The sequence below is a fragment of the Bradyrhizobium sp. genome, assembly GCF_035935975.1.
GTDB lineage: Bacteria > Pseudomonadota > Alphaproteobacteria > Rhizobiales > Xanthobacteraceae > Bradyrhizobium.
Genome location: NZ_DASYWN010000030.1, coordinates 228812 through 242874 on the forward strand (window position 1 = coordinate 228812; position 14063 = coordinate 242874).

Annotated in this window: 12 protein-coding genes and 1 pseudogene; 1 reads left to right on the top strand and 12 read right to left on the bottom strand. The window is 65.6% G+C overall.

What is annotated here, in order from left to right:
• Positions 1-4 precede the first annotated feature (4 nt).
• Positions 5-1561 (bottom strand): NADH-quinone oxidoreductase subunit NuoF, encoded by a 1557-nt coding sequence (locus VGR99_RS16950; protein WP_326899763.1) that lies wholly within the window; start codon positions 1559-1561, stop codon positions 5-7.
• Positions 1558-2034, bottom strand: a complete 477-nt coding sequence (locus tag VGR99_RS16955) for a formate dehydrogenase subunit gamma (protein ID WP_326899765.1) — start codon at positions 2032-2034, stop codon at positions 1558-1560. Before VGR99_RS16955 ends, VGR99_RS16950 begins: the two co-directional genes overlap by 4 nt.
• Before the next feature lie 224 nt (positions 2035-2258).
• Here VGR99_RS16955 and VGR99_RS16960 point away from each other — a divergent pair, with 224 nt between their 5' ends.
• Positions 2259-3152, top strand: coding sequence for a LysR family transcriptional regulator (locus VGR99_RS16960; protein WP_326899766.1), 894 nt, complete (start codon positions 2259-2261; stop codon positions 3150-3152).
• A gap of 2 nt (positions 3153-3154) precedes the next feature.
• On the opposite strand, the gene VGR99_RS16965 is transcribed toward VGR99_RS16960, so the two are convergent.
• From VGR99_RS16965 to VGR99_RS17010, 10 genes and pseudogenes are all read right to left on the bottom strand, one after another.
• The gene (locus tag VGR99_RS16965; RefSeq protein ID WP_326899767.1) at positions 3155-5485 is read right to left on the bottom strand and encodes a PAS domain-containing sensor histidine kinase; all 2331 of its coding nucleotides are present in this window, start codon (positions 5483-5485) and stop codon (positions 3155-3157) included.
• Between the two features lie 223 nt (positions 5486-5708).
• Positions 5709-7085 (bottom strand): cation-efflux pump, encoded by a 1377-nt coding sequence (locus VGR99_RS16970; protein ID WP_326899768.1) that lies wholly within the window; start codon positions 7083-7085, stop codon positions 5709-5711.
• A 155-nt stretch (positions 7086-7240) separates the two neighbouring features.
• Positions 7241-8209 (bottom strand): zinc-binding dehydrogenase, encoded by a 969-nt coding sequence (locus tag VGR99_RS16975; protein WP_326899769.1) that lies wholly within the window; start codon positions 8207-8209, stop codon positions 7241-7243.
• A gap of 25 nt (positions 8210-8234) precedes the next feature.
• Positions 8235-9230, bottom strand: coding sequence for a nitronate monooxygenase family protein (locus VGR99_RS16980; protein WP_326899770.1), 996 nt, complete (start codon positions 9228-9230; stop codon positions 8235-8237).
• A 249-nt stretch (positions 9231-9479) separates the two neighbouring features.
• Complete coding sequence (locus VGR99_RS16985; protein WP_326899771.1) at positions 9480-10040, bottom strand: hypothetical protein; 561 nt, start codon at positions 10038-10040, stop codon at positions 9480-9482.
• 199 nt (positions 10041-10239) lie between these two features.
• Positions 10240-10890 carry a hypothetical protein gene (locus VGR99_RS16990; protein ID WP_326899772.1) on the bottom strand — a complete coding sequence of 217 codons (651 nt, stop codon included), beginning with the start codon at positions 10888-10890 and terminating at the stop codon, positions 10240-10242.
• Positions 10891-10937: 47 nt separating this feature from the next.
• A complete protein-coding gene (locus tag VGR99_RS16995) occupies positions 10938-11141 on the bottom strand; it encodes a hypothetical protein (protein ID WP_326899773.1) in 204 nt (67 codons plus the stop codon).
• A gap of 268 nt (positions 11142-11409) precedes the next feature.
• Positions 11410-12126 (bottom strand): hypothetical protein, encoded by a 717-nt coding sequence (locus VGR99_RS17000; RefSeq protein ID WP_326899775.1) that lies wholly within the window; start codon positions 12124-12126, stop codon positions 11410-11412.
• Positions 12127-12179: 53 nt separating this feature from the next.
• The gene (locus tag VGR99_RS17005; protein WP_326899777.1) at positions 12180-13586 is read right to left on the bottom strand and encodes a hypothetical protein; all 1407 of its coding nucleotides are present in this window, start codon (positions 13584-13586) and stop codon (positions 12180-12182) included.
• 293 nt (positions 13587-13879) lie between these two features.
• Positions 13880-14063: pseudogene (locus VGR99_RS17010) on the bottom strand (hypothetical protein); the annotation flags it as partial.

Here is a 14063-nt window from a genome sequence, read left to right on the forward strand (position 1 = left end):
TCTCCTATTCCGCGGCCTGAAGCGTGGTCGGCGCCGGGAGGAAATCCTCCCGGAAGTGCTTCAATGCGCTGAGCACGGGGTAGGGCGTGAAGCCGCCAAGTGCGCAGAGCGAGCCGAATTTCATGGTGTTGCAGAGGTCTTCGACGAGCGCGAGGTTTTCGGCTACCCGCTCGCCATTGATGATCTTCTCGATGGTCTCGACGCCACGGGTCGAGCCGATCCGGCAGGGCGTGCACTTGCCGCAGGATTCGATCGCGCAGAACTCCATCGCGAAGCGCGCCTGCCTGCGCATGTCGACGCTGTCGTCGAACACCACGATGCCGCCATGGCCGATCAGGCCGTCGCGCGCGGCGAAGGCCTCGTAGTCGAACGGCGTGTCGAACAGGGCACGGGGGAAATAGGCGCCCAGGGGGCCGCCGACCTGCACCGCACGAACCGGACGGCCCGTGAACGTGCCGCCGCCGATGTCGTCGACGAGTTCGCCGAGCGTCACGCCGAACGCGGTCTCGAACAGCCCGCCGTAACGGAGGTTGCCGGCGAGCTGGATCGGCATCGTGCCACGCGAGCGGCCCATGCCGTAATCCGCGTAAGTCTTGGCGCCTTCGGCAAGGATGAAGGGGATGGCGGCCAGCGACAGGATGTTGTTGATGGCGGTCGGCTTGCCGAACAGGCCGTGATGGGCCGGGAGCGGCGGCTTTGCGCGCACGACGCCGCGGCGGCCTTCGAGGCTTTCCAGCAGCGCGGTCTCCTCGCCGCAGACATAGGCACCGGCACCGACGCGCACTTCGAGATCGAAGCTGTAGGTCGAGCCGCCGATGTTGTTTCCGAGATAGCCGCCGCGCCTCGCCGCCTGGATGGCGAGGTTCATGGCCTCGATCGCATGCGGGTATTCGCTGCGGGTGTAGATGTAGCCTTTGGTTGCGCCGACCGTGATCGCGGCGATGGTCATGCCCTCGATCACCAGGAAGGGGTCGCCTTCCATGATCATGCGGTCAGCGAAGGTGCCGCTGTCGCCCTCATCGGCGTTGCAGACGATGAACTTGCGATCGGCCTTGGCTTGCGCGACGGTCTTCCACTTGATGCCGGTCGGGAAGCCCGCGCCGCCGCGGCCGCGCAGGCCCGAGGCGGTGACTTCGTTGAGGATCGCATCCGAGCCGAGCGAGAGCGCGCGCTCCAGGCCCTTGTAGCCGCCATGGGCGCGGTAGTCGTCGAGCGAGCGCGGATCGATCACGCCGCAGCGGGCGAAGGTGAGGCGGGTCTGGCGCTTCAGCCAGGGGATCTCGTCGGTCGCGCCGAGGCGCAGCAGATGCGGCGTGTTGCTGGCGAGCGCGTCGAGCAGCGAGGGCACGTCGGTCTCGGTCACAGGGCCGAAGGCGATCCGGCCCTGCGGCGTTGCGACCTCGACCAGCGGCTCCAGCCAGTACATGCCGCGCGAGCCGGTCCTGACGATCTCGACCGCGACGCCGCGCTTGGCCGCGGCCTGCTCGATGGCCAGCGCAACCTCGTCGGCACCTACGGCCACCGCACCCGCATCGCGTGAGACGAATAGACGCATGCTCATCGCTGTGCCTCCGCAACCAGTGCATCGAGGCGCTTCTCGTCGAGCCGGCCGATCAGGCGGCCGTCGAGCATCGCGGACGGCGCGGTCGCGCACAGGCCGAGGCAGTAGATCGGCTCCAGCGTGACGCGATCATCCGCCGTCGTATGCCCGAGCGAAACGCCAAGCTTCGACTCGGCGCGCGCGGCTAGCGCATCGCCGCCCGCGGCCTGACAGGCCTCCGCGCGGCACAGCTTCAGCACATGGCGGCCGGCCGGCTTGTGCCTGAAATCATGGTAGAAGGTGAACACGCCGTGCACCTCGGCGCGCGACAGATTCAGCGCCTGCGCCACCATGGGGACAGCGGCCTCCGGCACGTAGCCGAACGCCTCCTGAAGGGCATGCAGGATGACCAGCGTCGCGCCCTCCTGCTTTGCATGTTCGGCGATGATCTCGGCGCCGCGCGTCTCGTCCCAAGGCTCGTAAGAAGCTGTCATTCTTCGTTCTCAACCAGAGCGTCCCTTGCTCGCAAACTATTTGGAATCGTTCGAAGATCAATAAAGCTGTCTCATGCTGCGATTGCGAATTCTGATCGATTGACGAAGCCAATAGATCGATATGAAATCGCTATCGACGCCGTTCCGCTTGCCGGTTTTTCCGTGTTGGTAAGGGCCTGGCGTGCTAGCTTGCATGCCACGAGAAATTTCGAGGGGACGTCCGGTTGATCGACAAGCTTGAACTGCTGCTGGCGCTGGCAAAGGAACGGCATTTTGGTCGCGCGGCAGAGGCTTGCGGGGTGACCCAGCCGACCATGTCGACCGGGCTGAAGCAGCTCGAGGAGATCCTCGGCGTGATGCTGGTCCAGCGCGGCTCGCGTTTCCAGGGTTTTACCCCCGAGGGTGAGCGGGCGCTGGATTGGGCGCGGCGGATCGTGGGCGATGCCCGCGCGATGCGCGACGAGATCAACGGCTTGAAGCATCAGCTCTCCGGCGAGATCCGCATTGCCGCGATTCCGACCGTGCTCGGCATGGTCGCGGCGCTGACGACGCCGTTCCGCGCCCGCCATCCCGAGGTGCGTTTCAGCATCCGCTCGACGACCTCGTCGGAGGTGCTCGGGCTACTCGAAAATCTCGAGGTCGATGCGGGGCTGACCTATATCGAGAACGAGCCGATCGGCAAGGTGCGCACCATTCCGCTCTACAATGAGAGCTATCGCCTGCTGACCGCGCCGGACGGAATGTTCGGCGACCGCGAGACTGTGACCTGGAAGGAGGTCGGGCAGGTGCCGCTGTGCCTGCTGACGCCCGACATGCAGAACCGCCGCATCATCGATCGCGCGCTGCGCTCGGTCGGTGCGGAGGCGACGCCGACCCTGACCTCGAACTCGCTGCTGGTGCTGTTCACGCATGTGAAGACGGGACGCTGGGCGAGCGTGATGCCGGCCAAGCTCGCCGAGACGCTCGGCCTGTCCGACACGGTGCGCTCGATCCCGATCGTCGACCCCGAGGTCAATTACAGCATCGGCATGGTGATCCCGCAGCGCGATCCAATGACGCCGCTGATCGCAGCGCTGGTCAATGTCGCGCGTGAGGTCGCGCCGTCGCTGCAATTATAACTTCAAGCCGCAGCTGAAATCCTGGACGCCGCCTTGATGGCGTCGCGCGGCAAGGTCACGCGGACGACGGTGCCGACGTCGATCTTCGAGCGCAGCCGCATCGAGCCGCCGTGGAGCTGCGCCAGCGAGCGGGCGATGGCGAGGCCGAGGCCGGAGCCGTGATAGGTCTTGGTGAGCTGGCTCTCGACCTGCTCGAACGGGCGGCCGAGCCGCGCCAGCGAATGCGGCGCGATGCCGATGCCGGTGTCGGCGATCATCAGCACGATCCGGTCCTCGAGCTGCCGGCTGCGCACCACGATGCGGCCGCCGTCGGGCGTGAACTTCACCGCGTTGGAGAGCAGGTTGACGATGATCTGCTTGGTGGCGCGGCGGTCGGCGACGACGGAGATCGATTTCTCGATCTCGGCATCGAGCGTCAGATTCTTGTCCTCGGCCCGGCCGGAGACGACGCGCAGCGACTCCGCAAGCGTCTGGCCGAGGTCGAGCTCTTCCATGTCGAGCTTCATGCGACCGGCCTCGATCTTGGACATGTCGAGGATGTCGTTGATGACCTCGAGCAGGTAGTGACCGCTGGTCAGGATGTCCTGGCAGTATTCCTGGTACTTCTCGCTGCCGAGATCGCCGAACATCCCTGAGCCCATGATCTCGGAGAAGCCGATGATGGCGTTGAGCGGCGTGCGCAACTCGTGGCTCATATTGGCGAGGAATTTCGACTTGGTCTGGTTGGCTTCCTCGGCGCGGGTCTTCTCGCGCTGGTACTTCTCGGCGAGATCGGCGAGCTCGTTGGTCTGGCGCTCAAGGGCCGCCTGCGAGCGCTTCAGATCGATGACGGTGGCGCGCTGGCGAAGGTCGTTGTCGACCAGCTTCTGCTCGTGCTCCTTGATCCGGGTGATGTCGGTACCGACCGAGACGTAGCCGCCGTCCTTGGTGCGGCGCTCGCTGATGTGGAGCCAGCTGCCGTCGTCGAGCTGCGCCTCGAAGGTGCGCGCGCCCGGGCCCTGGGTGCCGGTCTCGTTGTGGCGGGTGCGCACCTCCGGCATGCGGCCGACCTCGAGAACGGTCTCGTAGGAGGTGCCCGGGATGACGGCGCTGTCGGGCAGCTTGTGCAGGCGCTGGAAGTGCGAGTTGCAGAGCACGAGGCGGTCGCTCGCGTCCCACAGCACGAAGGCTTCCGGAATGGTCTCGATGGCGTCGCGCAGGCGAAGGTCGGCTTCGACGGTGCGCTCGGCGAGGCTCTTCTGCTCGGTGATGTCGACCGCGATGCCGATCAGGTGGACGCTCGAATCGGTCGCCCCGCGGGTCTTCTCGCAGCGGACGCGGAGCCAGATCCAGTGGCCGTCGACATGCTGCATGCGGAAGGTCTGGTCGATGTGGTCGATCTTCTCGGAGATGAGCTGGTCGGCGATCTCGAACAGGTCGATGTCGTCCGACTTCACCAGCGCGTTGACCTCGCCGAAGGTAAGGAGCTCGTTGCGGCCGTCGAGTCCGAGCATCGAGAACATCGACTGCGACCAGAAGATCCGGCCGCGCGACAGGTCCCAGTCCCACAGGCCGCAGCGGCCGCGGTTGAGCGCGGTGTCGATGCGGCCGCGGACGGCGTCGTTGATGAGGTCGCCCTCGCGGGCGCGGGTCGACTGCCAGTGGAAGGCGAAGCCGAGGATCAGCACGACGAAGCCGGTGGTGGCCGACAGCGTCACCGAGAGCGCGGCGTCCGAGCCCCAGATCGGCTCGTTGCGCTCCTGCAGCACGGTGACGAAGCCGGGCAGCGACTTGATCTGACGCGCGGTCGCCATCGCGGCGTTGCCGCTCGGCAGCGTCATGTCGGAGATGTTGCCGTCGCGCGGCGGCGCCGCCAGGAGCTGCGCCGTGGTGATGGCGTCGAGCAGGCGGTCGTTGCCGGCCGGGTCGCTGTCGATCGGAATGCGGGCGAGGATGCGGCGGTCGATGCCGGCCGAGGTGACGACGACGTGGCGGCCCGTGGCCGTGCCCCAGGACGGGATCAGGTCGGGCAGCAGCGTCGGCAGCAGCTCGATGTTCTTCTGCCGCTCGATCCGCGAGGAGGCGAGGCGGTCGATGCGTTCGGCGAGCAGATCGGCCAGCGCCGAGATGTCGTGCCGGATCACCTGCCGCTTCTGGCGGGTCTGGTCGACGACCTGCACGAACGCGCCGAGGCAGATGGTGATGAGGAAGGCGATGATGAGCGTCGGCACGGCGCGGCGCAGCGCCGGCTCCGCGATCAGGAGCCGATGATAGGCAGGTTTCGCGATCGATTGCGCCAATCCCTTAATTGAATCGGATTGGACGCACGCGTTCGCGGCGTCTGCGCGCGCCATGCCTTCGGCCCCCTGAAAACCAGCTTACGACGAATTTCGAAAGCAGCCCCACGTCGCTTTCGAATCACACCGATTTGAATCCAGTTTTCGCAGGCTGTCGAGAGTCAATGAATCGTTAATGCCGAATAATTCTTATCCAACGAAGACTTGGCGGCTCTGGCGTCCGCAAATCGGCGTGCGCGATGAGTCCGAAACAAGAACGTGTGACTCCTCGCACATCGTATCACGCGCGCGGCGGCTCGGCGTGACTGATGACGCGCTTCACGCTCGGGAACGCGCGGCGCAGCCTGCGCTCGATCGCGTCGACATGCTCGTGCACCCTGATCACGCTCATCGACGGCGCAGTGCGGCAATGGAAGTTGACGATCTCGCCGGCATCGGTGTTGCGGACGCGCACATTATGGATGTCGTGGATCTCGCCGCCGTCGGCATATTCGGTCAGCGCCGCCGCGATGATCTGCACCCGTTCCGGCGCGGCATCGACGCCGAACGGCAGTTCCGGTTCCAGCGGCTCGATATGGACGTCGACCTCGACGTCCTCGCCGAACTCCTCCTGGATGTTGCGCTCCAGCGTGTTGGCGATGTCGTGGGCCGCGTCGAGCCGCATGCCGGCGTCGACCTCGAGGTCGATGCTGACGATCAGCTTCGTGCCGCCGAGGTCGTGCACCGTGACGTGGTGGATGGCGAGGCTCGAATTGCGCGCGATCACCATGATGCGGTCGCGCACGGTCTCGTTATCGCGCGCGACGGGGACCGGGGTGAAGGTCAGGTCGGCATCACCGAACGCCTGGTCGACGGCGGCCTGCGCCTTGCGCTTGATCTCCTCGACGCGGTCGATCGGGTAGGTCCGCGGTACCTTTGCGATGGTGTCGATGAACGTGGTGGCCCCGACCATGCGGATCCGCAGCCGCTCGACGTCGATCACGCCGGGGACGCTGCGGATGGCCGCGGTCGCCTTCTCGAGTGCCCCCTCGGGCGCGCGGTCGACCAGCGTCTGCACCGTTGCGCTGGCCATGCGCAGGCCGAGCAGGGCGATCATGATGGCGACGGCGGCGGCGGCCGCGGCGTCACCCCACCAGAAGCCGAGGGCGGCGAGGATCAGGCCGACGATCACGGCGCACGAGCCCATGACGTCGGAGGCGAAATGCAGCGCGTCCGCGGCCAGCGCCTCGCTCCTCGTTTCGCGGGCGGCGCGATGCAGGGCGCGGGCGCGCCACAGGTTGACGACGATGTCGATCACCAGCACCACGAACGGCACCGCCGAGATGGTCGGCGGCGGGGTCCCCTCCCGGAGGTGGCTGTACGATTGGACCAGGATGCCGCCGGCCAGCACGTAGAGCAGGGCGGTGACGCCGAGCGCGGAGATGCTCTCCAGCTTGCCGTGGCCGTAATGGTGCTCGTCGTCGGCCGGCTTGTCGGAGACCCGCACCACCGCCCAGGTGATGACGGTCGCGATCAGGTCGATCGAGGAGTGCAGGGCTTCGGAGATCAGCGCCAGCGAGCCGATCGCGATGCCGACCACGAATTTGGCCGCCGCCATGCCGCCGCTGGCGAGGATCGAGATGGCCGCGACCGAGGTCTTGTCGTGTTGGGAGGTCATGGCCGGGGATTTAGCAGGGCGTCCGCGAACATCAAGCGACGATCCACAGCTCTAGTCGCGAGTGAGTTGCAGGAGCGAATGCCCGCTCAGCCCGTCATTCCGGGGCGCCGAAGGCGAACCCGCTACGGGACCGTCGCCTTGGCCGAGCCTGCTCCTTACAGCGTCACCACGATCTTCCCGAGATGCTTGTTCGCCTCCATGTGCTCGAACGCCTGGTCGATCTGGTCGAACGGATAGACCTTGTCGATCGGCAACTGCAGCTTTCGCGACTCCACTGCGCCCCAGATGTCCTTCCTGACCTCGTCGAAGATCTCGCGGACCTCGTCGATGCTGCGGGTGCGGAAGGTGACGCCGATATAGCTGATGCGGCGGGCCGCATGGAGGTCGAAGTTGAAATCGGCATGGGTGCCGCCGAGCCGGCCGACATTGACGATGCGGCCCAGGATCTTCGTGGCCGCAAGGTTCTGGTTGGCGACCTTGCCGGAGACCTGGTCGACGATGAGATCGACGCCTTCGCCGTTAGTCGCCTTCAGCACCTCGTCCACCCATTTTGGATCGGAGGAGTCCACCGCGAGGTCGGCGCCGTACTCCGTCAGCCGGCCGCGGCGATAGGCATCGGTCGAGGAGCCGATCACGAGCCTCGCGCCCTTGAGCTTGGCAATCTGCATCGCCATCAGGCCGACGCCGGAGCTGGCGCCCTGGATCAGCACGGCCTGGCCCGGCTGCACGCCGCCGACGGTGACGACGGCATTGTGCATGGTCGCGAGCGCGACGGGCAGGGTGGCGGCCTCCTCGAAATTCATATTCGAGGGGGCGCGGAACAGCCGGCCATGATCGGCGAGCGTATACTCCGCGAACGCGGCGCCGCCGGAGCCCATGATGCGGTCGCCGACCTTCACGCCCTTCGCATCGGGTCCGAGCTCGGCGACTTCGCCGGCCCATTCCATGCCGAGGACGGTGCCGACGCCGCCGGCCGCGCCATGCGCGTGGCCCTTGCGCATGCCGGTGTCGGCGCGATTGAGGCCGCAGGCACGCACGCGCACCAGCACTTGCGTGCCCTTGGGCTTTGGTTGAGCGACGTCGGAAATCTGAGCGCCGTCAGCGCCGTAGACGTAAGCCTTCATGAATTACTCTCGCTTCTTGAAGTGATTATTCCGCAGCTTCGCGCTGTGGCTGAACGATCATCCCTTCGAGCCGGCTGCGGATGATCGCCTCGGCCTCGCGCACGATGCGCGAGATGAGCTCGCCGCAGCTCGGGATGTCCTGGATCAGGCCCTGCACCTGGCCGGCCGACCAGATGCCCTCGTCCGAATTGCCGGTCGCATAGACCATCTTGCCGCGGGCACCCGCAACGAGCTCGCGGATATCCTCGAACTTGGCGCCTTCCTTCTCCATGGCGACGACCTTGGTCGAGATCTCGTTCCTGGCGACGCGCGAGGTGTTGCGCATGGTGCGGAAGATCAGCTCGGTCTCGCGCTCGTCGTTGGCGACGATCTTCTCCTTGATGAGCTGGTGGATCGGGCTCTCCTTGGTCGCCATGAAGCGGGTGCCCATGTTGATGCCCTCGGCGCCGAGCGCCAGCGCCGCGACGAGGCCGCGGGCATCGGCGAAGCCGCCGGAGGCGATCATCGGGATCTTGACCTTGTTGGCGGCGGCCGGGATCAGGATCAGGCCGGGGGTGTCGTCCTCGCCGGGGTGGCCGGCGCATTCGAACCCGTCGATCGAGATGGCGTCGACGCCCATGCGCTCGGCCGAGAGCGCGTGGCGGACGCTGGTGCATTTGTGCACGACCTTGACGCCGTGCTTCCTGAACTCGTCGACATGCTCCTGCGGCTTGTTGCCGGCGGTCTCGACCACCTTGATGCCGGCTTCGATGATGGCGGCGCGGTACTCGGCGTAGGGCGGCGGCTTGATCGCCGGCAGGATGGTCAGGTTGACGCCAAAGGGCTTGTCGGTGAGGTCGCGGCAGCGCGCGATCTCCTTGGTGAGGTCCTCCGGCGTCGGCTGGGTCAGCGCCGTGATGAAGCCGAGCGCGCCGGCATTGGCGACGGCGGCGACCAGCTCGGCCCGCCCGACCCATTGCATGCCGCCCTGGACGATCGGGTGCTCGACGCCGACGAGCTTCGTGAACCGTGTCTGCAGCATGATCTGTTTCCCCCTGGCCGGCCCGCAGGCTCTGTTGTCGGTTGATGGCGGGAGGATGCCGCCGGGGTCAGGAAAAGTCTATCAGCGGGGCGTGCGGTGGAGGCGGGGCGTCATGCGGGGAGTGAGGGTGATTCCGTGAGGCGGATAATTTCGGCGCGGCTCGATGACAAGCTCCGCGAAGCAATCCAGATTGTTACCATGAAGATTCTGGCTTGCTCCGCGTTTATCGAGCGCCAACTGGAACCCGCGTCAACCTTGGCCACGAAGCCTTAAAAGGTGCGACGGAATGTACTCGACGTCGATGCTGATGCCGTCTCCACTTAGAGGGTTCGCCGTGTAGACGACGGAGACGGACAGCTCGAATTGGCTCACAATCGTCAGGATGGCGATGGTGAGCGCGGTGTCTCCACTCGGGGCTCCGCCCAGCAGCATCTCGGCGATACGGCAGCAATCGTCCATCGTTGCCCCCAGCGGAGGAAGCTTGATGACCTCCGCCTGACGTGCCGCGAACGTCACGGGGTCGGCGACCGCGGGTTCACGCGCGACAACGGCGCCTGAGTTGATCAAGGGCACGACGAACTTCAGAACCGGCGCGGTCACCAGGTTGAGATTTTGAATGTTGACCTCGGTCGCATACACGCCCGGCCGGGCGCCGGCGACACAACAGCAGCTTGCCTCGGACTGTTTACCGCACACAATCTTCGCGCTGTATGCAAAGAGGCCCTCGGCCGCAGCCGGTATCGCACCGAGCTTTTCGAGAAACGGATGCTTTAACCGGTCAGCACTTGAGCCCGCCTGATTGTTAGCCATCTCGACCTCCGTGAAGGGTTGGTGGAACGGATGAGCGGCACCTGGGCGCGTTGCTTAATTCCTCGGTCTAATATTCCTCGGTCTTGCCTCGATTGAATCTTGAACACTCTTCGCCAGACGCTTTCCAAAGCGCCAGCTCACGACCTGTAATAGCACTTTCGGGGAATGCTCGCCAGTTCGTGCTGCGAGCGAGTAACGATCACTCCGCCGACAGCTGCACCGTTTGCCGGCCGCCGTTCATTTCCTTGAGGCGGTTGACGAAGTTTTCCGGGCGCTGCCAGCGGTAGGGGACCTGCAGGCCCATGAACTCGGCGATGTCGCCGATGAAGCCGGTGCAGTTGGTGGTCTCGGCATTCCAGACCGGGGAGCTCGCCTGCAATTTCTTGATGTAGGCGAACACCCGCTTGGCGTCGGCCTCGTTGAGGTACACGCGATAGCTCGCGGTCAGGTATTCCGGGTCGAGATCGCCGTAGCTCGCGCCGGTCTCTGCTGGCACCCAGGTGAGGTGACCGAGCATATAGGCCCAGGTGTCGCCGGCCGGCGTCAGGCCGGCAACCTCGACGGCGCGCTCGCTGGTCTTGCCGTACCAGACGAAGGCATGGCCCCAGCTCGCCGCTGTGCGGGCGCGGAAGTCGACATAGTAGGGACCTTTCTCCGCGCGCGCGATCGGGCGCCGCGTTGCCTGCGGCTGAGGTCGTGATGCGGTGTCGGTCGTGGCAAGCGCATTGGCATCGGCAACGCGCTTGTTCGCTTCATAGGCGGACGCCGAGGGGGTCGTGCACGCGAGCATGGCCGCGAGCGCAAATCCCGCAAGGATGCAGGATCCCGTTCGATTAGGTCTATTCGTCACGCTATGCCCCCTCGACTGTCGGCCGCTTAACCTGAACTTGCGCGCTGTCAGTAGCGCGCCGCGACCGGGCCGGGCGCCTTGCCGATCGGGGCCTTGCCAATCGGGCTCTTGCCAATCGGCATCTTGCCGATCGGGGCCTGCTCCGCCGGATAGACCGGCACGGGCTGACGGCGCGGCAGATCCGCAGCGTTTGCGGCCGTCACCAGAGCAAGCGTGGCACCCAGAACAAATACAATCTTCTTCACAGACATACCCCTAGCAGGTTTGGTCCAAACACGGTTGAGCCGTGCCCCCAGACACGCCTCACAAAAGGGCGGCGGAATGCGTCCAAGTTGCGGCATCCAGGCGACATGTTGGCGGCATTGATCGGGCCCGCGGAGAAGTGATGTGTCTGGATGTTTCGGGGATGCGTGATGCTGGTCGGTAGGATGGGTAGAGCGAAGCGAAACCCATCATTTCTCCTCGTGCGAATGGCTGATGGGTTTCGCTTCGCTCTACCCATCCTACGCCGCGCGCTCTTCAGCGATCGGCGGTGAGGCGGAAATGCATCTCGATCTTTGTTGGCGACGAGCCGCTCGCAACTCGCCAGGGCGAAAAGCCGGGCGTCGGATCCGGGTCGGAAGGAAGATCGACCGGCCAGCGTTGAGTCGGGATGTCCGGGAGCGTCAGGCTGACGGCGCGGTGGCGCGTCTTGTACATCAGCGATGCCGAGGCAGTGATCGCGCGGCGCTCGCCGTCATGCGCGCGCCAGTTCGCCGGCAACAGCGCGTTGGCATAACCCTGCGCTTCCTCGACCTCGATCTTCACGTCCTCCTGACTGTCAGGCAGCGCCATGCCGGCGGGAAGCCGGAATTCGATGTCGAGCGTCATGAAGCCATGACTGAGATTGGGCGAGCGGATGAATTCGTACCATCCCCACCAGGCGAGACCTGCCGCGATGAGCAGGACGGGGATTGCGAACGGAAGCGACAGCCGCGCCGCGCGGTGGGGCACGCCATCGGTGCTTTCCGCTGTCGCCGGCGGAGCCGCGTCTCGAACCATGCCGAAGCGCATGAACAGCCAGATGCCGGCAATCAGGCCGGCCACGCCGCCGACCGGGCCGATGTCGAAGAAGGCGCCCATGGCAATGCCGCCGTCGCGGTCCGGCCCCGCCAGCATGACCACCAGCGCGGCAAGGCCACACCAGCCGGCGAGCGCGCCGAGGAGAGCAGACAGGAAGCCGAGGACGAAGCGCATGTGCGATTGGTCGCAACGATGGAGATCGCGGTTCGAGCCAGCCCGTAGTTCGGTCACCCGATCCGGTTCAAACTGTTCCTGATCGTCGAGAAGATGCCGCCGATGTCCTTGCGCAAGGCATCGAGCGCGTTGAAATTGTCGAAGATGCGGACGAGGCGGTCCTCGACCTCGCGTTTGCTCCTGGTCAGCGCGTCGACGCGCGCGGCGAGGGTGACGTCGCCATTCGCCTCGATCTCACTCACGGTTTTTGCGAGGAGATCGCGCGTGATGCCGACCTCCGCGATCAGGGCCTCGATGCCGAACACCGGGGCCTTCAGCGGAACGAGATCGGCTTGCGACTTCGACAGCTCTGCCTTGAAGGCGTTGAGCGTTGTCACCGTCTCCTGCAAGGCGCCGAGGCGCTGGCGCGACTGGAGGACGAACTCGTTCAGCGCGTTCTGGCGGTCGGCAAGGGTCTTGCCGTCGGGGTCGGTTTCGACGTCGGCGAGCGAGCGATCGAACTGGGCCTGGCGCTGGCCGAGCTCCTCGAAGTCGAGCCGGATGGACTTGAGGATGTTGAAACTGTCGTCGATGCGGGCGAGGCGCTGCTCGATCTCGATCTTGTTCTTCGACAGCGTCTCGACACGGGTGGCGAGCGGCGCTTCGCCGCCGGTCTCGAGCTCGTCGATGCTTTTGGCGAGACGGTCATAGCTGAGGCTGAGCTCGCCGATCAGGGCGTTGATGCCGGCATCCGAGGAGCGCAGCGGCACCAGCTCGGCGTGGGATTTCGCCAGATCCTCCTTGTACTGGTTGAGGGTCGCGAACGTGTCCTGGACTGCGTTCACCCGCGCCAGCAGCGTCGATACGTCGCGCGCGATGTCCCGTTGTCGGTCGGCGAGGTTGTTCTTGCGGTCGTCGGTTTCGAGGTCGTGCAGGGAGCGTTCGAGCTGGTTCTGGCGGTCGCGGATCTCGGTGAAGACGGGCTCCACCGCGCGGCGCTGATCGGCGACCTTGCCGACCGTCTCGCGCAGCGCCTGCTGGCGGCGGCGGATCTCGGCGAGCTGGTCGTGCATGTCGGTGGATTCGTTGCGGCCCTGCTGGAGCAAAGCGCGCTGCTCGGTCTCGCCCAGCTTGTCATGGAGGGCGGAGACGGCCTCTCTGGGGTCGCTCTCGATCAGGTGCTGGACGGTGGCATCGAGGTGGTTCTGCAGGGCGTGGGCGACGACGACGTCTTCCCGGGTCTTCTTGAGGCGGTCGCGCAAGGTGTCGAGGCGCCGGTCCTGGCGTGACAGCCGCCAGGTGGTTGCCCCGATCAGTGCCAGTCCGACCGCCGCAATCGTGCCGGTGGTGAGACGTTGCGGCATGGGCAGGCCCCCGAACAGGGCCGGCAGGTGGGCGATGTCATAACCAAACGCCTGCTGGGCGAGGATGGCGATGGCGGCGAGCAGGACAAACCAGGCAACCAGGAAAAACAGCCACATCGTGACTTCCTCAAGCCGGCACACATTATCGCCATATTTGCTATTGGAGAGCGGAACCGAGATCAAGGGGCGCAGGGGCTGCCGGAGGTTTCCGGATCGCGCGATCCACGGCTGTTTGCGTCAGCCGATCGGCGGAGGCGTGGGGGGATGTGCCGGATTTTCCCGAGGGCGGAGGGAATGACGGGCAGAGAGTCCTGTAGCCCGGATGGAGCGCAGCGTAATCCGGGGTCTGTGCGCTGGAGTGCACCCCTATGGTGAGACACGATAACCGGGGACAGGTTGGGTCTGCCGCCTTAGAGCGGCTGGACAGGTTGAGCGATCGGGGCCGCTCTGCGGGGCTGCTGCGCAGCAGCCCCGCAGAGCGGTAAAATTTCTTCGAACTCGGCGGGGGGCCGGTAGGCCAGCGCCGAGTGCAGGCGTTGTCTGTTGTATATCTCCTCGATGAAGTTGCCGATGGCATTTCTGGCATGCTGCGCA